Source organism: Bacillus sp. EB106-04-02-XG92 (assembly GCF_058791995.1).
On sequence record NZ_JBYTEA010000006.1, the window covers coordinates 112,065 to 136,202 of the forward strand.

The window sequence follows — 24,138 nt, forward strand, 5'->3', positions numbered from 1 at the left end:
ACATGAAGCGATGGATACTTTTCTTTATAGTAAGTGTCTTCTTAATAGGTTGTGCTAAAACGAAAATTGTGGATGACATTGACTTAGTTCAAGTTGCGGCATATGATACCGAAGCAAAAGGTAAGCTAAAAGGAACCTTTGCGATTTCAGCTTATAAAGGAGGCGGGGAAGGTGAAACGAAAATCTATTCAGCATCAGGCCAGACTGGTAGAGAAGTTCTTGCAAGAGCATCCGAAAAATCTTCTGGGCCTCTAGAGTTGGGGCAATTGCGTGTTATTATATTTAATGAAAAAATAATTGAAAAGGGAATGCAGGAAATTTTAGAGACTTTGAACCGAAATCCTAGTGTAGGAAATGCAATTTATTTAGCAATTACAAATGTAAAAGGGGAATCACTATTGAAGGGGAACTATTCTAAAGAAAAAGAAATTGCTTCCTATTTATCCTCTTTACTGGAGCAAAATATGGACAACGGAACGCAGCCAAAAACAAATTTTTTTATGTTTTTAAACCAACTTAATGATGATGCGAGAGATTCTTATTTACCGATGATATCTAAAAAAGGTAACGTGTTGGAGTTAGATGGAATAGCACTTTTTAAAAGATGTAAAATGGTTGATAAAGTGAACCCTAAAGATTTATTTGTATTTAAATTGTTGACAGATAATTTTAAACAAGGTACATACCAATTCAAACTACCTGGTTCTTCAAACACGTACGCCACGATAGAGAATATAAAGGCTAGAACAAAATATAAAATGGCGGGAAATAGTAAGCATCCATTCGTAAATGCTCATATTCAAGTTAAAGCTGAAATTCAAGAATTTACAAAAACAAAAAATCTAGATAATCCTAAAGAAATAAAAAAATTAGAAAAAATTATGGAAACAGAAATAGAAAAAAAGGCAACTACATTGATAAAGAGATTTATTAAAAAAGGAACAGATCCTATAGGGCTTAGAAAGCTTGGTAGAACTCACGTAAGAAAATGGAACAGTCAAGAATGGGAAGAATCCTATAAACAGTTACGTTTTCGTGTAACAGCTGATGTAAAAGTAACCCAATCTGGTGTTACAGAATAAATAAATCAAATAAGATGTGGAAAATTTTAATAAAAAATAGAATCTTGCAGGAGATTAGGGAGAAGAGAAACGATTAACAAAGCATTTCATAAACATTAAGATGCTTTGTTAATCGTTTTTATACCTGTAGCTTTATCACTTACAGTAACCATATTAGCATTCCGTGACGCATAATTTCATAATCTACACCAATTCTAAAGGTTACACTTACACCTTGTTACAAGTAATTTATATGATTAAATATAAAACAGTATTAAATAAAGAAGTTCAAAAAGAATTCCCAGAGTTATATACTCAATTCATTAAGCTGAAAAATAAAAAATCCATGTTATTAGAATTGATGAAGCTAAAGAAAAAGGGAGGAGTTAAAGGGTAAATTAGTAAAATGAGTGGGTTAAAAAACTATGTTTTATGACATAATTCTTGTTTGAAATCTGTTATACTTCCAAATTCTTTCGATACAGAAATAGACATATAAAAACGCCATCCTTTCCTATGGATCGTCAGAAAGAATAGCGTGTTTTTTTCAAAAATGAGTTCTTTTATTGAAATTCTCTTTTTCTATATGACAGATAAAAGGGCAAGCAGCGCTAAAATAGCAGGAAGTCCTTGTTTCACGATAATTGATTTATTGGATGTGAAACCCCCGAAAATAGCTGCTACCACTACACAAATGACGAAAAATAATTGAACCATATAACCAATGTGATTGTTTCCAAGTATAAGTCCCCAAATGAGGCCAGCTGCTAAAAATCCATTATATAAACCTTGATTTGCAAACATAATGGCTACGTTTCGATCTCCTTCTAAATGCTTCGGCAATTTGAAAGCGCGTTTTGCTACTTTTGAATTAATAAAAAACATTTCGAGAATCATGATAAATAAATGCTCTAATGCTACGATTCCTACTAAAATAGCTGTGATGATTTCCATACTATTCTGCCTCCTTTAGTATTTAATATAAGTTTTATGCTATTTCCATTTTGCAGTTCTCTCAACAGGGAGACGATATGTAGCATATCCTTCGTTGGCTATTTTATCAATAGATAGAATTATAACTGATACATAGCGCTCTTTTTCCAATCCAAAGAATGTATTGTTATTTTCTTTGTCATGCTCTCTGATTGGAGTGGAATCATATTTATGTGCAAGTGCTGTCAGCATGAACTGCATAGAGAGAAGTACTAGATCAATCAGTATAGTTCCGCGATTTTTCTTGATATGGAAGTTTTTAAGAAGAATATTTTGTATATACAAAATATTAAAATATAATTTATAAATATAAAGTTAATAAAATAAATTCGGATTAATCCTATATATACCGTTTACAAATTAGTTGTCTAAGTATTTTTAGTTTAAAGAGTGTAGTGTCTTCGTTTTTTATTGAATCAACTTTTACATGTTGGTTTAATATTTTATATTCTCTTGGAACTTAGTTCTCGTTTACTTCTCACAAAAGCAATAAAATCAATTATCTCTTCTGTTGAAAGTGCTTCCCCATCTATTAAAAGTGTTGGATCTGGATCGTTTAGGAGTCTTGTAATATCAATTACATCTTTGTTTTGATGTGAATGTTCAATTCGACCTAATATATAATCTACAGACGTATCAAATAAATCTGCTATTTTAGATAAAGATTGTAATGAAGGTAATCTATAACCATTTTCATAACCAGCATAGGTGCTTTTCGCAATCCCAAGTCGATCTGCTGTCTCTTGTAAGGACCATTTTTGATTTTTTCTTAATTTAGATAAACGTTCCAGCATTCGTCTCATACCCCATCTAATTTTATTAAATTAATTATAACATAGAAAAAGAATCAAGAATAGAAAAAAGTACGCGTATTGAATACAAAATCTTGATTAATTCAAATTAAGTTCTATAATGATAAATATAAATACGCATTACGCGAACGATATATCATTGTTTATTTTATGGAGGGGTTGTGTATGAAGAAAATTTTATTACTTGCAACTGGTGGGACAATTGCATCTGTGGAGGGGAATGAAGGGCTTGTTCCAGGATTGTCCGCTGAGGAATTATTGAATTATTTTTCGAAGACGTCTCGAAACTTAGAAATAGATTGCAAAATCTTACTGAATATTGATAGTACCAATATGCAACCTGAGCATTGGAAAGAAATAGCTAATGCTGTTTTTAATCACTATGATGACTATGACGGGTTTGTGATTACACATGGAACGGATACATTAGCTTATACATCTTCTGCGTTATCTTATATGCTTCAAGGTTTAAGAAAACCAGTTGTTTTAACAGGCTCACAGGTGCCTATTAGTTTTAAAAAGACAGACGCAAAGAAAAATGTAGCTGATGCTCTTAGATTTGCCTGTGAGGATGTTGGCGGTGTGTTTATTGTTTTTGATAGTAGGGTGATTATTGGGACGAGAGCAGTTAAAATGCGAACAAAAAGTTATGATGCATTTGAAAGTGTGAATTATCCATATGTTGCTGAGGTAAATGAAGATGAAGTGAAATATCATTGGAAGCCAACGTCCTCCCATAATGAACTTTCAATAAATACTAATTTATGTACGGATGTTTTTCTTATGAAATTGTACCCAGGTACAAAGCCAGAGATATTTGATTGTTTAAAAGATTTGTATAAAGGGGTTATTATTGAAAGTTTTGGTAACGGTGGATTACCTTTTGAAGGAAGGAACTTGCTTTCGAAAATTCAAGAGTTGACTGAAATGGGGATTGCTGTAGTGATTACTACTCAATGCCTGGAAGAAGGAGAAGACATACTTCTCTATGAAGTAGGACGAAAAGTGGCGCAACATCAAGTAATATTGTCTGGAGATATGAATACGGAAGCCATCATAGCAAAATTGATGTGGGCACTTGGAAAAACTAATAAATTAGAAGAGATTAAAAAAATTATTGAAGAGCCTTTATCCTACGATTTAACAATAAAATCTGATAAGGATTGGTAATGACTTTATATGATTTATTTAGGTTTTACATTTAATATGAGGGAGAAATTAAAATGGCAATGACAAACAAGAACGTGCGAGTGGAGAAGGATTTTTTGGGAGGAAAGGAATTACCTATTGAGGCATATTACGGAATTCAGACTTTACGCGCTGTTGAAAATTTCCCGATTACAGGGTATAAAATTCATGAAAGTTTAATTAGTGCGTTCGCAGTTGTAAAAAAAGCTGCAGCGCTTGCGAATACAGATGTAGGAAGATTGGAATTGAACAAGGGCGGCGCGATTGCAGAAGCTGCTCAAGAAATTCTTGATGGAAAATGGCATGATCATTTCATTGTAGATCCAATCCAAGGCGGAGCAGGTACTTCAATGAACATGAATGCAAATGAAGTCATTGCCAATCGTGCTCTTGAATTATTAGGAATGGAAAAGGGAGACTATCATTATATTAGTCCAAATAGTCATGTGAACATGGCGCAATCAACAAACGATGCATTCCCAACGGCGATTCATATCGCAACATTAAACGCATTAGAAGGTTTATTACAAACGATGGGTTATATGCACGATGTATTTGAATTAAAAGCAGCGCAGTTTGACCATGTTATTAAAATGGGTCGTACACATTTACAAGATGCTGTGCCAATCCGTCTTGGACAAGAATTTAAAGCATACTCTCGCGTACTTGAACGTGATATGAAACGAATTCAACAATCGCGTCAACATTTATATGAAGTAAATATGGGGGCAACTGCAGTGGGTACAGGCTTAAATGCAGATCCAGAATACATTGAAGCAGTTGTAAAACATTTAGCTGCAATTAGTGAATTACCGCTTGTTGGTGCAGAAGATTTAGTAGATGCGACGCAAAATACGGATGCATACACAGAAGTATCTGCAGCACTGAAAGTATGTATGATGAATATGTCTAAAATTGCGAATGACCTTCGCTTAATGGCATCAGGTCCACGTGTTGGTTTAGCAGAAATTATGTTACCAGCTCGTCAACCAGGTTCATCTATTATGCCAGGAAAAGTAAATCCTGTTATGCCAGAAGTAATTAATCAAATTGCGTTCCAAGTCATTGGTAACGACCATACAATTTGCCTTGCTTCAGAAGCAGGACAATTAGAATTAAACGTTATGGAACCAGTACTTGTTTTCAACTTACTTCAATCAATTAGCATTATGAATAACGGTTTCCGTGCCTTTACAGATAATTGCTTAAAAGGAATTGAAGCGAATGAAGATCGCTTAAAAGAGTATGTTGAGAAAAGTGTAGGAATTATTACAGCCGTGAACCCTCATATCGGTTATGAAGCAGCAGCTCGCGTTGCGAAAGAAGCAATCGCGACAGGGCAATCCGTTCGAGAACTTTGTGTGAAAAATGGTGTATTGTCACAAGAGGACTTAGAATTAATTCTAGATCCATTCGAAATGACACATCCAGGGATTGCAGGAGCAACTCTTTTAAAGAAAAATTAAAAGAAGAGGGGGGACAAGTCCCTCCTCTTTGTTTACAATATAGGGATGTTATACGTGAATAGAGGTAGGGAGATTATAAGTAAGTATACAGTGGCGTTTAATGGTTCATAGAAACAAAATTAAGAGGAGCAGAAATATGATCAACATCACTTGATTTTAAAACATCCTATCATATTAACAACAAGCTTACATGAATCTTTATAAAGAACTATGGCCAACCATGAATAAATAGTTGGCCATAATGATCTTAAAGATCCATATCTTTTAATCCGGGACTATGCTCATTTGGCATTTCAGGAAGTTCTGGTACAGGAAAACCTTTTGGTGGTTCCGTTACTGTTAATGTTCCTTTGTTTCTACTTGGTGATTCACCTTGGAATATTTCTCCCATTCTTGTTGGATCTAAGCTGAAATTAAATTGTGCATTATGGAATCCCATGTCTACATATTTTCTACACTCTGGATATTTATTAATATCATAGTTCGGCACAGGGAAGAGTTTTCCCCATTCAACTCCTAATGTCTCTAAAGCTTTTGCAAAAGCATTTTGATGTGCATTATCACGTACAATTAAAAATGCAAGAGTTTCTCTAAATGTTTGATTAGAACTCATTTCATAAATTCTAGTCTTTTGAAGTACGCCTGTAGATTCAAGTACGACATTATCTAGTAAATCGCTAATTAAGTTTCCATGACTATATACCCAAGATCCATTCCACGGATTTCCAGCTGCATCAACAGGCAATGAACTTTGAGCACCTACAATAAAGTGGTGAGGATTTGCATGTTTAACCGCTTCATCAAGCGGTGCTTTGTCAATACCAGCATTTCCTGGCGTAGGTTCACCAGATCCAGTTAATAGCTGATTAATTGTATGTTGTACAAGTTCTACATGGCTTATTTCCTCTAAAAAAACACCTCGAAGTAAATCGCGATATTGCTTCTCTTTACCTCTAAAATTTGAGCTTTGGAAGAAATATTGCATCATTGTACGCATTTCACCATAATGTCCACCTAATATTTCTTGTAAAACTTTTGCAGCAGCTGGGTCTGGTTTATCCGGCTTAATCATATTAATTATTTCCTCTTTATAATAAAACATGAAGTACACCTCTTTTTAAGTTAGTTAACATTGTTATCGTGTCCGCTAATTGGTTACTTAATACTATGATTCATTTTTTTACCAACAAACCGTTACCTTAAAATGCAAAGTATTTTTGAAATAACTATTTTCGATGTGAGATGAAAGTGGGGAATAGCTACTTACAATTTAATAAAAAAGATAAGATTACGGGGTGTAATCTTATCTTTTCATGAAGAATAATAAATTGTATCTTCAAGGTTTCAAAATGACTTTTATACAATCATCTTCACGATTATTGAAAATTTGATAACCGTAACTTGCTTCTTCGAGGGGGATTTTGTGTGTAATAATCTCCTTTGGATCGAATTCTTTGTTTGTTATTTTTTTAAATAGTTCTGGCATAAAATGAATAACAGGTGCTTGTCCCATTTTAAGATTAATATTTCTAACCCAAAATGCCCCGAGTGGGAATGCATTATAATTGCCACCATAAACGCCAGTCATTTGAACCGTTCCGTATTTTCTTACAGCTTTCGTAGCAATTTGAATAGGCCCGAGAGTTCCACCTTGTAATTTTAATTTTTGTTCTAGAAATTCTAGTGGCGATTTTTTCCCATCCATGCCCACGCAATCAATGACTACATCGGCACCGCCATGTGTGATTTCCTTTAAATGTTCTCCCATATCAGGGAACTTTGTAAACTCAAATACCTCAACATTGTTAATCTTTTTTGCATAATGTATCCGATAATCTAAGTAATCGACTGCGATTACGCGCTTAGCTCCTTGCATCCAAGCGAATTTTTGTGTCATTAATCCAACAGGTCCACAACCAAGGACGATAACAGTATCACCTGGCTTAACACCTGCGTTTATTACACTCCAATAGGCTGTTGGCAAAACATCAGATAAAAACAGTAGAGATTCATCTTCAAGTTCGCATGATTCTGGTATAACAAATGGAGTGAAATTTCCAAAAGGAACTTTTAAATATTCTGCTTGTCCACCTGGATGATTACCAAATTTCTCTGTATAACCAAAGTATCCACCAGAATCATAATGAGGATTGGAGTTATCACATTGGCTTTCCATTTCATGTTGGCAATAAAAACAATGTCCACAAGCAACGTTAAAGGGAATAACAACGCGATCTCCTTTTTTTACTTTCGTAACATCTGGACCAACTTCTTCGACAATGCCCATTGGCTCATGACCAATAATGTACCCTGGAGGTAACGGCATATTGCCTTGATATAAATGTAAATCAGAACCGCAAATAGCGGTTGAAGTAATTTTTACAATAATATCATCTTTTTTCTCTAACTTTGCATCATCCACCTGTTTCACTTGTACTTGGTTTGGCCCTTGATAGGTTACAGCTTTCATCTTATATCTCCTTAGAAATCATTTTTCATAATTTATATGTATCTCTTGGCAAAATAGAAATCTATACATAATGTTGTTATGAAAGTATGTTATAGCAACTCTTCTTTTTTATGTCTTTTGCTCTATTTTAAGAAGAAACTCGATATTTATTCATGATAAAATTCCCATAAAAAGGATAATTATTATTTCATAATTTGTAGCATATTAAAAAACATCGGAGGTGAAACAATATGGCAAACAATAATAGTGGAAGTCGTAATGAATTATTAGTTCGAGGCGCTGAACAGGCTCTTGATCAAATGAAATATGAAATTGCACAAGAGTTTGGTGTACAACTTGGTGCAGATACAACAGCTCGTTCAAACGGATCTGTTGGTGGTGAAATTACAAAACGTTTAGTAGCAATGGCTGAACAACAACTTGGTGGTAGAGCTAACCGCTAAGTAAATTGGTATAAAATATAGCAGATATGTAAATCAATTTCTTTTGTATATGTATAAAAACAAACCCTTATAGTAAATGAATTCTCACTCAAAGATTATCGATAATCTTCTTTCATAATCTTTGAGTATTTGATTTGTAAACTACTTTCCTAAACAATAAACACGCAGTGTTGGAAAGGTGTTTTCCATGCATAGTAGAAAATCTTTTGCAGGAAAAAGCATACTTAAAAATTTGATTTCAATATTGAAATCAATATTTATTATGATATTTTCGAAAGGGAGGAATTTAAAAATGGGTATTTTAAGTGGAAATCCTCAAAATGAACCGTTACATTACGGAGAAGTATTTGATATTTGGAGTTATCTTCTAGCAGCACAAGGTGGAATCGCAAGCCATCAAGTGTTTATGAATCACACAGGTGACGAAGATTTGAAGAAGTTTTTAGAAAGCTTAATTGAAAATGATATGAACTCGGAAATAGAAGAGTTAAAAACTCTTTTAAAGGTTAATGGCGTAGCATTACCGCCTGCTCCTCCAGAACGACCAGTTGCATCTATCGAAGATATTCCTCCAGGAGCGCGTATTAATGATGCTGAAATAGCAGCAGCTGTTTCTACAGGATTAGCAGCTGGACTTGTCACATGTAGCCAAGTGATGGGAAAATGTCTTCGAGAAGATGTAGGGATGCTATTCGGACAATTTCATATGAAAAAAGCGCAAGCAGGTGTAACTTTGCTGCGTTTAAGTAAGAAAAAAGGGTGGGTAGTTCCACCTCCGTTACATGTAAGAAATTCTGATCAAGCTTAATAAAAAAATAAAAAAGTGGCATTGGCCACTTTTTTATTTTTTAGATGTATCCTTAACTTTGGATTTATTTATTGTGGAAGAATCCATATATTCATCTGACATTTCCATAGCATATTTATCATGATGAATATGATTGTGATTTCTTAATTCATCGTCGTTACGCAGTACTAACCTCTTCATATAAATGTGGAAGAAAACCTCTATTCCGCCAATAATTAATGTGGCTATAAATGAAGAAAATCCAATATTACGAGTAGCATCTAAATTAGTAAATAAGGATGTTAAAAGCCAAATTCCGAAGAAGGTTAAGCCGAAATCTGCTATTGTAGCAATCATATTTCCGTATTTAGGCAAAATGAAGAGATCGCCGATTAAATAGGCAGCTCCTGTTAGGAAAAGAGAAATGAGTAATACTCTAGGAATGGAAATGCCTTGAAAGATACCGAGTACGGTAAGTAATACTGCAGTTATCGCTGTGTATTTAATTAATAAAGCAACAATATGTTTCATTATCTTCCTCCATTGTTTAAACGTATATGGAATAGAATCTTTCATTAGAAACGGGTTATGCTTTTATATAGCGTAACCCGTTTCATTTTCTGATGGAGGCCTATTTATAATATCCCATGGCACGTATATTGTATTTCGTTCTCCTATACACTATTATGTTGGGCTTAAAGGGCATCAATTATACCTTTGAATTCGTGGTCGTAATTACCAATTAATTAGCTATATATTTTAGCATGTAATTTAACATATTAAAGAAAGAAGGAGGTGAATCAATATGTCAAACAATAACAGTGGAAGCAGCAATCAATTATTAGTACGTGGCGCTGAACAAGCTCTTGATCAAATGAAATATGAAATTGCTCAAGAATTTGGAGTGCAACTTGGAGCAGACGCAACAGCTCGTGCTAACGGATCTGTTGGTGGTGAAATTACAAAACGTCTTGTATCATTAGCTGAGCAACAACTTGGTGGTGGAGTTACTCGTTAATTTTATATACAAAATGGATATAGAGGAGAGGCGTGTCGTCTCTCCCTTTCTCATACATTTTTTAGTAAATAAGCTTAGTAGCGTTCATAGTATTTAAGATTTACAAATGTAAAATAATAATATTAACAATTTTATTATTAGATTTATTTGTTTGATTTTTAAAAATTCGAGATTTTAAATACATAATTAATTTTTCAAAGTAAAAGGATAAAAGATTAGAGGGTGTAAATCTAAACAGCAATTATACTTGTACAATTACATGTGAAGGAGTAAAGGGAATGAAATATGAAGCGTTATTTACAGTTGAGATTTCAGTAGGCAGTGAAAGAGTAGCAAACCATAAAATAAAGGCTCATGATGTTATTGATGTTGTTGAAAAGCTTGCTGAGAAGTATTTAAGTGATCATGAGGGACATTCTCATCATAAATAAAGGAGAATCGTGATATGACCTGTCATGATGTTAACAACGAAACGAAAGAAAAAAAAGATTTAAAATGGTGGCAACTCTCACTTATTGGAATTGGTTGTACGATAGGAACAGGCTTCTTTTTAGGATCCAGTATAGGGATAAAAATAGGTGGATCTTCAATTATTCTTATTCTCGTTTTAACTGGATTCACTACATATATTGTATTTGAAGCATTGGCAAAAATGGCTGTAGAAGATCCGCAAAAAGGATCTTTTCGCATTTATTCAAAAAAAGCTTTTGGAAATTGGGCGGGCTTTAGTCATGGATGGACATATTGGTGTTCGGAGCTGCTTATTATGGGCAGCCAGTTAAGTGCGTTAGGAATCTTTTCACGTTACTGGTTTCCTAAAATACCACTATGGATATTTGCTGCTATATATGGAGTAGCGGCTATATTAATTATTTTTATAGGGGTAAAGATATTCGAACGTTTAGAAAAATGGATGGCTATTATAAAAATCGTTGCTATTGTGGGGTTTATTGTAATTGCCATTTTAGTTATTTTAGGATTTATAAAGGGTGGTTTATATAAGGCACAAATCCCGCGTAATTTTAAAGACTGGTTCCCAAATGGATTAAAAGGCACTTGGTCCTCTCTAATTTATGCATTTTATGCATTTGGAGGAATCGAAATTATGGGGTTAATGACAATAAGACTGAAAGACCCTAAAGATGCACAAAAGTCAGGGAGAGTAATGTTAATGATTTTAACGATTATTTACGTAGTCTCTTTAGGGTTGGCAATTATGATGGTTCCGTTAAATCAGTTTAATACGAAAGAAAGTCCTTTTGTAATAGCGTTACAAGACTATCATTTACCGTATGTGCCATTTATTTTAAATGTAGTATTAATTTTAGCGGGCTTTTCAACGTTAGTTGGTTCATTATTTGCAGTGACAAGTGTATTAATGAACTTAGCTGAAGAGGGTGATGCACCTGCGATGTTTGCGAAAAAAAACAAGAAGAATATCTCTTTTCCAGCTTTAATTCTTATCATAATGGGGCTTGGTGCTTCTATCCTTAGCGCTTTATTACTACCAAAAAATATATATGAATATGTAACAACTGCAGCTGGATTAATGTTGTTGTATACATGGAGTTTAATTCTTCTCTCCTTTTGGAGACTAATGAATCCAAAAGGTTGGATGCAGATAAAAAGTATTATTGGTCTTATTATGATTGCACTTGCTGTTAGTGGAACACTATTGCAAAAAACAACGCGTTTTGGTTTCCTTGTTAGCTTGTTGTTTTTAGGAATAGTTATTATTGTTACTATAATTGTTCATTTTGTCTCAAGAAAAAGGAATACAGCTATATGAAGTATCTTTCTTTTCACACTATGAATAATATGTCAGAACAAAATAATAGGAGTTATTGAAAAATGATTTGGTAAGTTTGAAAACCAAAATATAATCCATAAATAATAAGTGATATTCCAGATACGACCGTTATCAGAGACAATATACGTGCATTTAAAATTTTACGAAATATACTAGATGTACTTGCCATCGTAATATCCCAAATAAAAATGCCTAAAATAATCCCAAAGCTATATAACAAAAGCTGCTCTTTATTATAGGAAGAAGCGGCTTTTGCTAATATAGAGCCGAAAATTCCAAGCCAAAATAGAATTGTTAATGGATTAGATAAGGACATAAAGAAACCAGAAAAAAAGCTTTTAATAATTGAATCATCATTTCTCGTATTACCAATGCTAATCTGATTCGCATTTTTTAAACTTTCGATACCTGTATAGATTAAAACAAAAGCGCCGAAAGACCATAAGAAAAGTTTTATAATATCTTTTTCAAGGAAATGAATGACACCTAAATAAATAAGTGCCATGTAGATGACATCTGCAAGTAAGGCTCCTATGCCGAGGATCCAAGCATGAAAAAACCCACTCCTAATACCTTTTTCTAGTTGTGCAGCATTTATAGGTCCCATTGGAGCAGATAATGATAAACCTAAGAAAACATAGCTTAAAAATATGCCCACGTATGATATGCTCCTCCCACTAAATTTGATCTATATTAAATCTATTCAGTGGTTAAAGTTTGTACAACTAAATAATAAAAAGTGGAGTGGATTACTTATTTTTATGCAAGTATTTTATGATTCGAGAAAACGGACACTTGGATGGAATTGTTTCATCATCACGTAAAAAATATTGCTGCCATTCATAATTATCTTTTTCACCATAATCTTTAAGAGAAGGGTGAATAGGAGCTTTGTCATAAGCGGCTAGACGTTGACGTATTAAGTTTTTTAGTTTTCTACTGCGTTTCTCAGAATTCATGATTCCCTGTAAAACCCACCTAGGAGTTAAAGCAAGCATCATACATGAAAAATGTCTACTTTGTCTATTGACATGGGCAGGTGTAGCACAGTAGACGAAATATGATTCATTATGAAAGCAAAATTCCCAAGTGTTTTCCATAGGATCATTGGGGATATGCGTAGGCCATTCCATCTCGTCCAAACGACTCGTTGTATTAAGTAGAGACCAATAAATATGTTCAAAATCTTTAACTGTAGTTTCTCTCATTAAATCTATTGGTGTATGAATAAAAACAATTAGTGAGGCATATTGACCTGTATCTCTAGAACATTCAGTGTATTCTTTAAGTAATGTAGCAAAGTCCTCGCTAGTATTCGTATCTCTAGGATCACCAATGAATCCGTACCGGAGGTGATTCGCTGTAAAGCCGTGTTGAGCTGGGATACAAGGAAAAGGTTTATTTTTATCTGTCATTTTTAATTTAAAAGAACAGAAAGCTTCTTGTTGCCAATTTGGAAGGTTAATAATATGTTTTTGTAAAGAGTCTTTATCATAAAGTATAGTCATCTTTTTATCCCTCCTAAGTCATAATATATAACCTATTAATTATTTAGGAATAGGTGACTAACACAGTTGAAATAACTTTTTTTCTGTTTATTTAAATTAAATGATTTTATGGATAATCCCTACAGTTTAGTTATTTTCATAGTTAAAATCTAATCATGTATAAATTTAAGTACCTATAAATTTTGAAAAAATATATAGGTACAATGTTCACATTTATATTTTCTAACTAGTATGGTTTATAACGAAACGAGAAAGGATGTATTATGGTGGGGATTTTTAAGGAAGAAAAAATTAAATTTATAGATTGTAAAGGCGAAGAAGTCATTTTGAAAATTAAAATTAAGGATATAAAAAAGTAGGGAAGGGGAATTAAGAAGAGTTTATGGTGATTAATATAGAAAATGGAAAGTAATGATAAATTAAGTTGAAATGAATTTATATAGTATAGGCCCTCTTTACATTTTTTTGCATAATGTAGCATGAATGAATATTAAGGGGGAACATATATGTCTTATCCTAATTAGTTAGCTTGGCATGAAACATTGGATTTACATGAATTAGTTGCATTCCAAGCGAACGGCTTAATCAAATTAAAAAAGTCAGTTAGAAATGTATCTGATCAAGCACTTCAATCGTTATATATTAAAGCTATAAATGCAATTCAAAACAATCTACAAGAGTTAGTACAGTTTTATCCATATGCTCCTGGATTTCAATCGCAGCAGCATCGTGATGACACTGGATTTTACGCTGGAGATTTACTTGGATTAGCAAAGACATCTGTTCGAAATTATGCAATCGCGATTACCGAAACTGCAACACCCGACTTAGAGAAGTTTTAACCCGCCAAATAAATGGTGCTATACAATTACATGCGCAGGTTTTTAACTTTATATACGAACGTGGTTACTATCCAGCTTACGATTTAAAGCAACTATTAAAAAATGATGTTCAAAATGTGCAAAAGGCAATACAAATGCAATATTAAAATGAAGATATGGAAATTATCTTTAGAGGAAAACTATAGTTTATTTATAGAAAATCAAATAGTTAAGACTAAATGGTAATTTCCATTGTTAATAAATTGATTAAAAGCTAAAAATATAGATTGACTCGAAAATGTTAAAGAAATTATACTAACGCTACTTTAGAATCTGTGAACCCCTTAAAGTTATTTTAGTGAGTTGTCATCAAATATTAAATATGCTAGAGAATAAGTATCTATATAATATTTCTAACTGAACATTAGTTTCCTTTGGCGCTAAGTATGTTTAGCACTTTTTTCTTTTGGGAAAAATAAGAATATACATTAGTGGAAAGGATAGGATTTAATGGTAACCAAAACCGAAAATACAAGCTATTTAACCTCTTCTATTTATCTGACCCGTAATCTATGGTCAGGTATCTTGTTTGGCCTAGGGTTAGTAGCTTTTATAGATGAAACTATTTTTCATCAACTGCTACATTGGCACCATTTCTACGATAAATCTACAACAGATATTGGATTGATTTCAGATGGTCTTTTTCATGCTTTTAGTTGGTTTGCAACGATTGGTTCCTTGTTCATAGTTGCTGATCTTCGTCGTAGAGATGCATTTTGGTTGAAAAGATGGTGGAGCGGGTTAATGCTTGGTAGTGGTGGATTTCAATTATATGACGGTATAATTCAACATAAACTAATGAAAATACATCAGATTCGATACGTAGATAATGTTCTTATCTACGACGTAATATGGAATATAATTGCGACTGTAATGCTCTTAATTGGAATTCTACTAGTTTTTCAGACAAGAACCGATAAAAGATTATTAAGAGGGAAAAGTTTAGATGAACAATAACCATCTTCATCACGAAATATGGAGTTTATTGGATTTTTTGTTATTCGTATTCATTTTAATTATATTAATAATTTATATTGTATCAACGGTAATATCAAATCGTCATTACAAACGATGGCCGTTATATCGAAGTGTCTTCTGGGTTTTAGGGCTTATTTGTGTAGCAATAGCAGTTATTGGACCTTTAGCTCATCGTGCTCATAATGACTTCACAATACATATGCTTGTGCATTTGCTCCTTGGGATGTTTGCTCCAATTTTTATAGCATTAGCAGCTCCGATGACTCTTTTTTTACGAACGCTCAATGTGAAAGCAGCGCGACGTCTTTCAAGTGTACTAAAGAGTAAGCCACTACAAATCCTTACTCATCCCATTATCGCAACCTTGCTTAATCTAGGAGGACTATGGATTCTCTATACTACTAACTTATACTCGATGATGCACAAAAGTATACTTCTTCATTTGTTCATACATTTCCATGTTTTTATTGCAGGATATTTGTTTACCACATCAATGATTTATATTGATCCAATATCCCATAGGTATAGTTATAAATACCGATCAATTATTTTAATAGTTGCATCAGCTGGTCATGGGATATTATCAAAATACATATATGCTCATCCGCCTGCTGGTGTAGTCACTGCACAAGCTGAAATTGGGAGCGTACTTATGTATTATGGTGGGGATCTTATTGATATTGTTCTAATTTTTATACTTTGTTTACAATGGTTCAGGAGTAGCAAACCGAGAACGAAAGTCAATAATATAGTAAGTTTATCGGATTTTTTGAAACTAAAAACTTTGAAATAAGATTTAATCATACTGTACTTAAAAGAAACTTTGATAAAAATAAGTATTATATTTTCATTTTTTAAAATTTACGTTATAACTATTCAATATTGAAATATCTCCATGTTCATCCTAAAGACTCTAACATTGAATTAATTCCATCATTTCTATGAAATATACAAGATGAGATAATGGAATCCAGTTTGTCATTAATCTATCTACATAAATTACTTTTACTTCTGTCACAGCATATTAATAACTTTCATTAAAACTTCTTTAGCAGCTCGGTTAAAAGGAATGAATTTTGGGATATGGTTAAAAATATAGAGTTTGTATGAGTTTTAAAAAATTATCAATAAAAAAGTAGCTAGCAAAAGCTAACTGCAGCGAGAAAGTTACATCCATGAATGTAAGGAGTATAACTATTTCATGGGTTAAGTATAGTATGAAAAAATTTTAAGCATATACAAAAAATTAAAAAGAGCAGTTATTTATATGACTGCTCTTTAATGGTAAGAAATAAAGCCTGGGTAAGAAGCAGACTTTATTAAAGATAGTGTGTGCGAAAGCTTGATTTTTACTCCAAAAGAGTAGTTCTATTCTTAGGATATAGATATTGCCTACATTCAATTTTTTAACAGATTAAGTTTAAAACCTTTTGAATGATAATTTTGTATTATATTTTGATTCATTAATCAGAAAAGATAAACAAATTAATTTCATTCTTAATGTATCTTTTTGTCTACATATTTTCCATAATCGGGTACAGCGATTTTATCAAATTCTTGAACGAGTGTTCTGAGGCTTGTTGATAGCAATTCACCGGACATTGGTATCCCATGTCCAGTAATAGCGACTAGAGGCTTTACTTCTTCTAATTTAATGACTGATTCTTTAGCGGCTTTCCAGTCTGTTGTTAAATAACGAGGGGGGCCGCTTATTTCCTGTTCCTGAGTAAATACTTTATATAGATATTCCTGTTTCACTGTAACAAAAGCATCCCCAGCAATTAAAGTTCGGTCTTTTTCTCGGAATAATGAAATATGCCCAGGAGTATGCCCTGGTGTATGAATCCATTTAAACTCTGGCATATGGGGAACAGTTCCATCGGTAGGTAGTGCTTTTACGCTACTTCCTAAATCAATCGGTTCATTAGGGAACAGGGGAGACATTTTCGCTACCATACCACCTTCAACTGTTGGATCTGGTTCAGGATAGCTTTGTTGTCCAGTCAAGAACGGTATCTCCATTTGATGGGCATAGACTGGAACATCCCAATATTTAATGAGTTCAATTATCCCTCCAACATGATCAAAATGCCCATGAGTTAAAATAATTGCTCTTGGACAACTATTTGTACCAAATCGCTTCTCAGTAACAGAGATAATTTCATTTGCACATTTAGGCATTCCAGCATCAACTAAAACAAAATCATCGGTATGCGGATTTCCAACAAAACAGATATTGACGATTTGAATCGTGTAGCAAAATAAATCAGGCAATACTTCGAGGCCATGACCACTTTCAATTGAAGTTGCTGGAATAAACTTGTAATCACTTCCATAATTCATTTCCTTGTCCACTTGTTATCCCCCTTAATATATTTCAATACGACATTATAGTTCCCTAATTTCTCAAATCCATTTTGGGGGATTTGAGAAAAAAATTAGTGGGGGATTACAAAAAAATTAAGTCCTAGAATTAAGGAGGAGACATATCAATTTATATAATAGTTGCTACAATTTTTTTGAGGAGGGTGATGGGTTAATAAAATGTTAATCTGAATATTTTAATATGCATTCATACAAAAATACATAACAGTATTTGAGAGAACGCCATTAAATAAGACGGTTAATTGTCAAAGGCTTTTCATAGTCAAAGAATAGTTAAGTTTGGAATTGAAGTGAATGAGAGGGGGGAAATAAAAATAATTATCTCTTCCTAAGTTAATTATATCATGTAAATCAAGTTCAAAATAGACTGTTTATTCGTATTTACTCCTGCTACAATCAAGAACACATGCAAAGTAAGGAGAGATGTTACATGAGTTCTTTCGTTCTCGATTTTCAGGAAATAGAAAACACGCAGCTTTCACTCGTTGGTGGAAAAGGCTTGAATTTAGGGGAGTTATCTAGCGTTCAAGGAATACAAGTACCAGAAGGATTTTGTGTTACAGCGGCAGGATATGAAAAGGCTATCGAGCAAAATGAAGAGCTTCAAACTTTGTTGCAACAACTAACAAAGTTGAAAAAGGAAGAGCGAGCTCAAGTTGGTGAAATGAGTAAGAAGATTAGAGAAGTCATTATGGCAGTAGAAATCCCTTCTGATGTAGTGGAAGCAGTAACTCATTATCTCTCACGTTTTGGAAATGAACATGCGTATGCCGTGCGTTCTAGTGCGACGGCTGAAGATTTACCGTATGCTTCGTTTGCTGGTCAACAGGATACGTATTTAAATATTATCGGAGAAGAAGCGGTTTTACAGCATGTAAGAAAGTGCTGGGCTTCTTTATTTACAGAGCGAGCAGTTACGTACCGCATGCAAAATGGTTTTGAACATAATCAAGTTTCTATATGTGTTGTCGTTCAAAAAATGGTTTTCCCTGAGGCTTCGGGTATTTTATTTACGGCTGATCCGGTTACTTCTAACCGAAAGGTGTTATCCATTGATGCCAGTTTTGGACTTGGTGAGGCATTAGTATCAGGATTGGTCTCTGCCGATAATTATAAAGTAAAAGAAGGCGAAATTACAGAAACGATGATAGCGACTAAAAAAATAGCTATTTATGCTGTAAAAGAGGGCGGAACAGAGACGAAACAGATTGATCCAGCTCAGCAAAAACTTCAAACATTGTCTGAACAACAAATTTTACAACTAGCAAGTATCGGAAGACAGATTGAAGCTTATTTTGGTTGTCCGCAAGATATTGAATGGTGTTTAGCCCATAATACATTTTATATTGTCCAAAGTCGCCCCATTACGACTTTATATCCAATTCCTGAAGAAAATGATGGGGGAAATCATGTGTATATATCAGTTGGTCACCAACAAATGATGACCGATGCGATGAAACCGCTTGGGTTATCTTTTTTCCTGTTAACGACTAATGCTCCTATGCGTAAAGCGGGAGGACGGCTGTTTGTGGATGCTACGCAACAACTAGCTTCACCTGCTAGCAGAGATTATTTAATAAACACTTTAGGAAAATCAGATCCACTCGTAAGAGATGCATTAACGACTATAATCGAGCGAGATAATTTTATTACATTGTTGCCGGATGATGAAAAAGAAAAGATTGTTAGTAAAAATAAGCAACCTGCAAATTCGCAACCAGAAATCGAAAATGATCCGGCAATCGTTACGAATTTAATACAGAATAGTGAAGCATCAATCAAAGAGTTAAAACGAAACATGCAAACGAAATTGGGGACGGATGTACTTGATTTTATTTTGGAAGACATCCAGCAATTAAAGAAAGTATTATTTAACCCGCAAAGTATCGCTATCATTATGGCAGGAATGAATGCTTCGACGTGGATCAATGAAAAGATGGAGCAATGGCTAGGCGAAAAGAATGCAGCAGACACGCTTTCTCAATCGGTGCAAAATAATATTACGTCTGAAATGGGTTTAGCATTAATGGATGTTGCTGATGTGATTCGGCCGTATCCAGAAGTTATTACGTATTTCCAACATGTAGAAGATGGTAGCTTTTTAGATGAACTAGTTACGTTTAAAGGCGGAGAAAAAGCTCGAGATGCTATCTTTGCTTTTCTAGATAAATACGGAATGAGATGCAGCGGAGAAATCGACATTACGAAAACGCGCTGGAGTGAAAAGCCAACAACCATTGTCCCAATGATTTTAAATAATATAAGAGACTTTGAAGCTGACGCGAGTAAGCGGAAATTTGAAGAAGGACTGCAAGAAGCTTTGAAAAAAGAAGAAGAGTTAATAGAGCGAATACAGCACTTGCCGGATAGTAAACAAAAAGTAGAAGAGACGAAGCGAATGATTCGTAACATCCGCAATTGTATCGGCTATCGTGAATATCCAAAATACGGTATGATTAATCGCTATTTCATATATAAGCAGGCGTTATTGAAAGAAGCTGAGCAACTTGTGCAGAGTGGTGTCATTCGTGAAGTTGATGATATATACTATTTAACTTTTGAAGAACTTCACGAAGTTGTTCGCACGAGTAAACTAGATTACGAGCTGATACAAAAACAAAAAAATGATTACAAATTATATGAAAAACTAACGCCTCCTCGTATTATGACGTCTGATGGAGAAATCGTTACGGGTAAATATAAACGAGAAAATCTTCCAGCTGATGCGATTGTAGGTTTGCCTGTTTCTTCAGGAGTGATTGAGGGAAGAGCTCGCGTTATTTTAAACATGGAAGAAGCGAATCTAGAAGAAGGAGATATATTAGTTACTGCGTTTACTGACCCTGGCTGGACACCATTGTTTGTGTCTATAAAAGGGTTAGTCACTGAAGTTGGCGGACTTATGACGCACGGAGCAGTAATTGCACGTGAATATGGATTACCGGCAGTTGTTGGAGTAGAGAATGCTACGAAATTAATAAAAGACGGACAACGAATTCGGGTACATGGAACAGAAGGGTATATTGAAGTGTTGTAATGAAATAAAAGATCATCTGCTATTATAGTGGATGATCTTTTCATATATACTTGACTTATTTCTTTAAACCAGCCGCATAAAAAGGTCCATGAACTGCGATTGTAGATAAAATACGAGCAATTTCCTCTGGTGTTTCTTTTTGCCCGGTATTTAACCATTGCTGAATCACACCAATATGAGCAGATGCCATATAAGAAGCTAAGTATTGACTTGGGACAAGTAAATTCTCCTTATTAATGAGAGCACCATTCGTATCTTCAAATATTGTTTTCCACATAAAATCTTTCAGTTTTGTTTGGAAAGATAAATCTCCTTTTGGACTTAATACAGCTTTCATAAAATCACTATTTTCATTTAGAAATTCAAGGATAGAAGTGATAAGCAGAAACGGCATTGTTGGAGAAGGATTGGAACCAAGATCAGCAATAACTTCAGGAAATCTCTGTTTGGCAATGCTGGAAATTTTATGCATAATTTCTTCTTGGCATTTCGTCATTAAATCAAATTTATCTTGATAATGCGCATAGAAAGTACCGCGATTAATGTTTGCTTTCGTTGTAATATCTTTCACTGTAATGGCGTCAAAACCTTTTTCTTCAATTAGTTCCACCAATGCATTTCGTATGGCAGTTTTCGTACGAACAACACGTAAATCTAAATTACTATCACGCAAAGCATGTCCCTCCTTCATTTTAGCCAACACATTTCAAAGATGTGTCTTATAACCGACACATTTACGATTTTTGATTATTGTATAAGGTTCAACTCGAACATATAATTCAAAATATAAATAAACAACACGTTGTTGGTTATTATAAATCAAATGTAAGGGGGAGAAAAGAAAATGTTTAAAAATAAACTTTTATTGTTATCACCAGTTATTGCACTACTTGTTGTTTTTATTTTTTCATTAACTTTATTTCCAACCGTTCAACCTCAGCCGAAAAACTTGCCAATCGCAATTGTAAATGAGGATCAAGGAGTAGAAATTCCGAACCAACCAAAGATGGATATGGGGCAAACGATTGTTGATAATATGAAAAAGACATCAAAATCAGAGGAAGAACCTGCGGTGAAGTGGGTAGAAGTGAAAAATAAAGAAGCAGTTCAAAAAGGCTTAAATAATCAAGAGTATTACGCAGCATTAGTTATTCCGAAAGACTTTAGCGCAAAACAAGCATCATTACGAACACCACAGCCATCTTCGCCAGAAGTAGAAATATTCATCAATCAAGGAATGAATACAGCAGCGTCAACTATGGCAGGACAAATGTTAAATGGGGTAGTTGATAATATGAACAATACTGTTCGCGCGCAACTACTAGAAGGATTGAAAGCAAAAGGAGCTACATTAACAGCAGATCAAGTTACAAATGTAGTAACACCGATTGCAAAGAAAGTGACAAATGTGAACGAAATCGGCAAAAATAGTGCGAACGGTAACTCGCCAATGTCTTTATTTCAGCCGTTATGGATTGCCAGTTTAGCGAGTGCAGCAATTATTTTTATGGCGATAAGTAAAATGCCAGTAGGTACAAGAAAAAAAAACTTCGTATTAAAACTAAAACAAATAGTAACTGGAGCAGTTGCGACAATTGTAATTGGATTCGGTCTTACATGGATAGCAGATGGCATGGTAGGGTTAAATATTTCGAACTTCACAGATACGGCACTGTTTTTATCTATTACATCCTTTAGTTTTTTCTTAATGATATCAGCAGTACTTTCACTAGTTGGACTAAAAGGAATTGGTGTATTCGCACTCTTATTATTCTTTGGGGCACCGTTATTATCGTTAGCACCGGAAATGTTGTCGCCATTTTATCAAGAGTGGGTGTACACATGGTTGCCAATGCGATTTATGATTGAAGGACTTAGAGAAATCTTCTTCTTCGGAAAAGGGTTAAGCTGGAGTACACCTCTTACTATACTCGTTTGGATTGGAGTGGTAAGTATGATGATTATTTTAGCAACTGCTTTCAGACGTAGTGCAATAAAGGAACATAAAACGGAATTAAAAGCATAAAATCAAAAAACGTTTCACTAGGAGTGAAGCGTTTTTATCTTTTATTAACTTATATTTTAAAGGGAATAAAAGAATTCGGATTTGCAGTTCCTTTTTATATACATGCTCCTGCTATTTAAAATTGCATAAAATGTTATGCGGAATAATGGAGGGGATACGATGTATAATTCGAATTATTATGATTCGTATAGGCAAAATGATAAGCTGATTCGTGATATTGAGAAAGCAATTAACGGAGAGTTTAGTGCTATAAATTGCTATGCGAAATTAGCTAATATGGCTCCAAATACGGCGGAACGAAATCAAATTCTTGAGATTCGTAACGATGAAATAAAGCATTTCCATCATTTTGTACAAATCTATACAAATTTAACGGGTCAGCAGCCGAAACCACAAATTACGGAAGAATGTCCAAATACGTACTTACAAGGATTAGAATTCGCTATACAAGATGAACAGAAGACAGTAGATTTTTACTTGGAAATTTCAGATGAAACATCGGATGCACATCTGAAAGAGTTAATGCGCAGAATAGCTGCCGATGAACAAAATCATGCGGTGTGGTTTTTATATTATTTTGTGAAAACGAAGTAAATGCCTAGGGGGATTAAGACCGTTTCACTAGTATTGGAGCGGTTTTTTTGTGGAATACAGGCTGTAAAATAGATATCTTGAAGTGTTAGTGATTAATTTTGGTATATAATGTATAAAAAGAAAATTAATAAAGGGAGAAGTAAGCATATGAAAGGGGAACAGCAATATGGAGAGAACTACAGTTAAAGAATATACAATTCGAACTGCTATTGAAGAGGAAAGCGATAGCATAATCACTCTATTAAAAGAAGTAGCAGAGTGGCTACAACATAAAGAAGTGGATCAGTGGCAGTATCTGTTAGGTGGAGAAGCTACGGCTGAAATATTAGAAGGTATAAGAGAGAAATATACATATGTGGTTACGAAAGGAGATGAAATTGTCGGTACGGTTACAGTATCTCCTAAACAAAATGAATGGGATGAGCGTATTTTTGGTAAGGAGGAAGTTTCAGATTCTTTATATATTCATAGATTTGCAGTGAAACGAAAGTATAAGGGGAATGGAATTGGAGAGTGGATTTTACAATGGATAGACGAGAATGTGCACTGTGACAAAGAGTTTTTGAAACTAGATTGTGTTGGGCATAATCGTACGTTGAATGATTTTTATAAGAGAAATGGCTTTGAATATGTTGGAAGTACAGAAGGACTTAGTAAGTTTCAAAAGAGAAGGGGGTAAGT

General features: G+C 34.0%; 23 protein-coding genes and 3 pseudogenes. 16 read left to right on the forward strand and 10 right to left on the reverse strand.

Annotated elements, in window-relative coordinates; translation table 11 throughout:
* The first annotated feature begins 2 nt into the window (after positions 1-2).
* Together AC3WVA_RS16630 and AC3WVA_RS16635 are read left to right on the forward strand one after the other, a co-directional pair.
* Positions 3-1,082, forward strand: a complete 1,080-nt coding sequence (locus AC3WVA_RS16630; protein ID WP_098521621.1) for a Ger(x)C family spore germination protein — start codon at positions 3-5, stop codon at positions 1,080-1,082.
* Positions 1,083-1,293: 211 nt separating this feature from the next.
* A pseudogene (locus tag AC3WVA_RS16635) lies at positions 1,294-1,468 on the forward strand (nucleotide excision repair endonuclease); the annotation flags it as partial.
* 175 nt (positions 1,469-1,643) lie between these two features.
* Here the strand turns inward: AC3WVA_RS16635 and AC3WVA_RS16640 are convergent.
* The 3 genes and pseudogenes from AC3WVA_RS16640 to ansR form a co-directional block, all read right to left on the reverse strand.
* On the reverse strand, positions 1,644-2,015 hold the full coding sequence (locus AC3WVA_RS16640; RefSeq protein WP_088081149.1) for a DUF1304 domain-containing protein: 372 nt from the start codon (positions 2,013-2,015) through the stop codon (positions 1,644-1,646).
* 39 nt (positions 2,016-2,054) lie between these two features.
* Positions 2,055-2,294, reverse strand: a pseudogene (locus tag AC3WVA_RS16645) (nitroreductase family protein); the annotation flags it as partial.
* A gap of 203 nt (positions 2,295-2,497) precedes the next feature.
* Positions 2,498-2,848 (reverse strand): HTH-type transcriptional regulator AnsR, encoded by a 351-nt coding sequence (gene ansR, locus AC3WVA_RS16650; protein WP_195756969.1) that lies wholly within the window; start codon positions 2,846-2,848, stop codon positions 2,498-2,500.
* A gap of 183 nt (positions 2,849-3,031) precedes the next feature.
* On the opposite strand from ansR, the gene ansA reads away from it, so the two are divergent.
* Both ansA and aspA read left to right on the forward strand, forming a co-directional pair.
* Positions 3,032-4,036 carry an asparaginase gene (ansA, locus tag AC3WVA_RS16655; protein WP_195756968.1) on the forward strand — a complete coding sequence of 335 codons (1,005 nt, stop codon included), beginning with the start codon at positions 3,032-3,034 and terminating at the stop codon, positions 4,034-4,036.
* A 53-nt stretch (positions 4,037-4,089) separates the two neighbouring features.
* On the forward strand, positions 4,090-5,520 hold the full coding sequence (gene aspA, locus AC3WVA_RS16660) for an aspartate ammonia-lyase (RefSeq protein WP_492322047.1): 1,431 nt from the start codon (positions 4,090-4,092) through the stop codon (positions 5,518-5,520).
* A gap of 247 nt (positions 5,521-5,767) precedes the next feature.
* Here the strand turns inward: aspA and AC3WVA_RS16665 are convergent, their stop codons facing one another.
* A complete protein-coding gene (locus AC3WVA_RS16665; RefSeq protein ID WP_048527794.1) occupies positions 5,768-6,622 on the reverse strand; it encodes a manganese catalase family protein in 855 nt (284 codons plus the stop codon).
* Positions 6,623-6,856: 234 nt separating this feature from the next.
* On the reverse strand, positions 6,857-7,990 hold the full coding sequence (locus AC3WVA_RS16670) for a zinc-dependent alcohol dehydrogenase (protein WP_098238293.1): 1,134 nt from the start codon (positions 7,988-7,990) through the stop codon (positions 6,857-6,859).
* A 230-nt stretch (positions 7,991-8,220) separates the two neighbouring features.
* On the opposite strand from AC3WVA_RS16670, the gene sasP reads away from it, so the two are divergent.
* Positions 8,221-8,433 carry a small acid-soluble spore protein, SasP family gene (gene sasP / locus AC3WVA_RS16675; RefSeq protein ID WP_000002841.1) on the forward strand — a complete coding sequence of 71 codons (213 nt, stop codon included), beginning with the start codon at positions 8,221-8,223 and terminating at the stop codon, positions 8,431-8,433.
* A gap of 292 nt (positions 8,434-8,725) precedes the next feature.
* Positions 8,726-9,241, forward strand: coding sequence for a DUF3231 family protein (locus AC3WVA_RS16680; protein ID WP_000512140.1), 516 nt, complete (start codon positions 8,726-8,728; stop codon positions 9,239-9,241).
* A 33-nt stretch (positions 9,242-9,274) separates the two neighbouring features.
* Here AC3WVA_RS16680 and AC3WVA_RS16685 read toward each other — a convergent pair whose 3' ends face one another.
* Positions 9,275-9,751 carry a YndM family protein gene (locus AC3WVA_RS16685; RefSeq protein ID WP_195757095.1) on the reverse strand — a complete coding sequence of 159 codons (477 nt, stop codon included), beginning with the start codon at positions 9,749-9,751 and terminating at the stop codon, positions 9,275-9,277.
* A 274-nt stretch (positions 9,752-10,025) separates the two neighbouring features.
* On the opposite strand from AC3WVA_RS16685, the gene AC3WVA_RS16690 reads away from it, so the two are divergent.
* The 3 genes from AC3WVA_RS16690 to AC3WVA_RS16700 all read left to right on the forward strand — a co-directional run bounded on the left by AC3WVA_RS16690 (position 10,026) and on the right by AC3WVA_RS16700 (position 12,027).
* Complete coding sequence (locus tag AC3WVA_RS16690; protein WP_000069660.1) at positions 10,026-10,238, forward strand: alpha/beta-type small acid-soluble spore protein; 213 nt, start codon at positions 10,026-10,028, stop codon at positions 10,236-10,238.
* A gap of 278 nt (positions 10,239-10,516) precedes the next feature.
* Positions 10,517-10,669 carry a hypothetical protein gene (locus AC3WVA_RS16695; protein ID WP_098880757.1) on the forward strand — a complete coding sequence of 51 codons (153 nt, stop codon included), beginning with the start codon at positions 10,517-10,519 and terminating at the stop codon, positions 10,667-10,669.
* Between the two features lie 14 nt (positions 10,670-10,683).
* Entirely contained in the window at positions 10,684-12,027 is a 1,344-nt protein-coding gene (locus AC3WVA_RS16700) for an amino acid permease (protein WP_195757094.1), read from the forward strand.
* 52 nt (positions 12,028-12,079) lie between these two features.
* On the opposite strand, the gene AC3WVA_RS16705 is transcribed toward AC3WVA_RS16700, so the two are convergent.
* Together AC3WVA_RS16705 and AC3WVA_RS16710 are read right to left on the reverse strand one after the other, a co-directional pair.
* The gene (locus AC3WVA_RS16705; RefSeq protein WP_195757093.1) at positions 12,080-12,706 is read right to left on the reverse strand and encodes a LysE family transporter; all 627 of its coding nucleotides are present in this window, start codon (positions 12,704-12,706) and stop codon (positions 12,080-12,082) included.
* A gap of 91 nt (positions 12,707-12,797) precedes the next feature.
* Entirely contained in the window at positions 12,798-13,556 is a 759-nt protein-coding gene (locus AC3WVA_RS16710) for a YqcI/YcgG family protein (RefSeq protein WP_195757092.1), read from the reverse strand.
* Positions 13,557-14,098: 542 nt separating this feature from the next.
* On the opposite strand from AC3WVA_RS16710, the pseudogene cotF reads away from it, so the two are divergent.
* The 3 genes and pseudogenes from cotF (at position 14,099) to AC3WVA_RS16725 (ending at position 16,208) form a co-directional block, all read left to right on the forward strand.
* Positions 14,099-14,544: pseudogene (cotF, locus tag AC3WVA_RS16715) on the forward strand (spore coat protein CotF).
* 343 nt (positions 14,545-14,887) lie between these two features.
* Positions 14,888-15,394, forward strand: coding sequence for a DUF2243 domain-containing protein (locus AC3WVA_RS16720; protein ID WP_098880754.1), 507 nt, complete (start codon positions 14,888-14,890; stop codon positions 15,392-15,394).
* Positions 15,384-16,208, forward strand: coding sequence for a cytochrome c oxidase assembly protein (locus AC3WVA_RS16725; protein WP_166703147.1), 825 nt, complete (start codon positions 15,384-15,386; stop codon positions 16,206-16,208). The genes AC3WVA_RS16720 and AC3WVA_RS16725 overlap by 11 nt, the downstream gene beginning before the upstream one ends.
* A gap of 704 nt (positions 16,209-16,912) precedes the next feature.
* Here AC3WVA_RS16725 and AC3WVA_RS16730 read toward each other — a convergent pair.
* Positions 16,913-17,770: an MBL fold metallo-hydrolase gene (locus AC3WVA_RS16730; RefSeq protein WP_195756110.1), complete on the reverse strand. Its 858-nt coding sequence runs from the start codon at positions 17,768-17,770 to the stop codon at positions 16,913-16,915.
* Between the two features lie 460 nt (positions 17,771-18,230).
* On the opposite strand from AC3WVA_RS16730, the gene ppsA reads away from it, so the two are divergent.
* Positions 18,231-20,837, forward strand: coding sequence for a phosphoenolpyruvate synthase (ppsA, locus tag AC3WVA_RS16735; RefSeq protein WP_195756109.1), 2,607 nt, complete (start codon positions 18,231-18,233; stop codon positions 20,835-20,837).
* 55 nt (positions 20,838-20,892) lie between these two features.
* Here ppsA and AC3WVA_RS16740 read toward each other — a convergent pair whose 3' ends face one another.
* A complete protein-coding gene (locus AC3WVA_RS16740) occupies positions 20,893-21,510 on the reverse strand; it encodes a TetR/AcrR family transcriptional regulator (RefSeq protein ID WP_071759102.1) in 618 nt (205 codons plus the stop codon).
* A 171-nt stretch (positions 21,511-21,681) separates the two neighbouring features.
* On the opposite strand from AC3WVA_RS16740, the gene AC3WVA_RS16745 reads away from it, so the two are divergent.
* The 3 genes from AC3WVA_RS16745 (at position 21,682) to AC3WVA_RS16755 (ending at position 24,136) form a co-directional block, all read left to right on the forward strand.
* A complete protein-coding gene (locus tag AC3WVA_RS16745; protein WP_492322048.1) occupies positions 21,682-22,863 on the forward strand; it encodes a YhgE/Pip domain-containing protein in 1,182 nt (393 codons plus the stop codon).
* A gap of 159 nt (positions 22,864-23,022) precedes the next feature.
* Positions 23,023-23,457, forward strand: a complete 435-nt coding sequence (locus AC3WVA_RS16750) for a ferritin-like domain-containing protein (RefSeq protein WP_071759100.1) — start codon at positions 23,023-23,025, stop codon at positions 23,455-23,457.
* Between the two features lie 166 nt (positions 23,458-23,623).
* Positions 23,624-24,136, forward strand: a complete 513-nt coding sequence (locus AC3WVA_RS16755; RefSeq protein WP_098347067.1) for a GNAT family N-acetyltransferase — start codon at positions 23,624-23,626, stop codon at positions 24,134-24,136.
* Positions 24,137-24,138 lie beyond the last annotated feature (2 nt).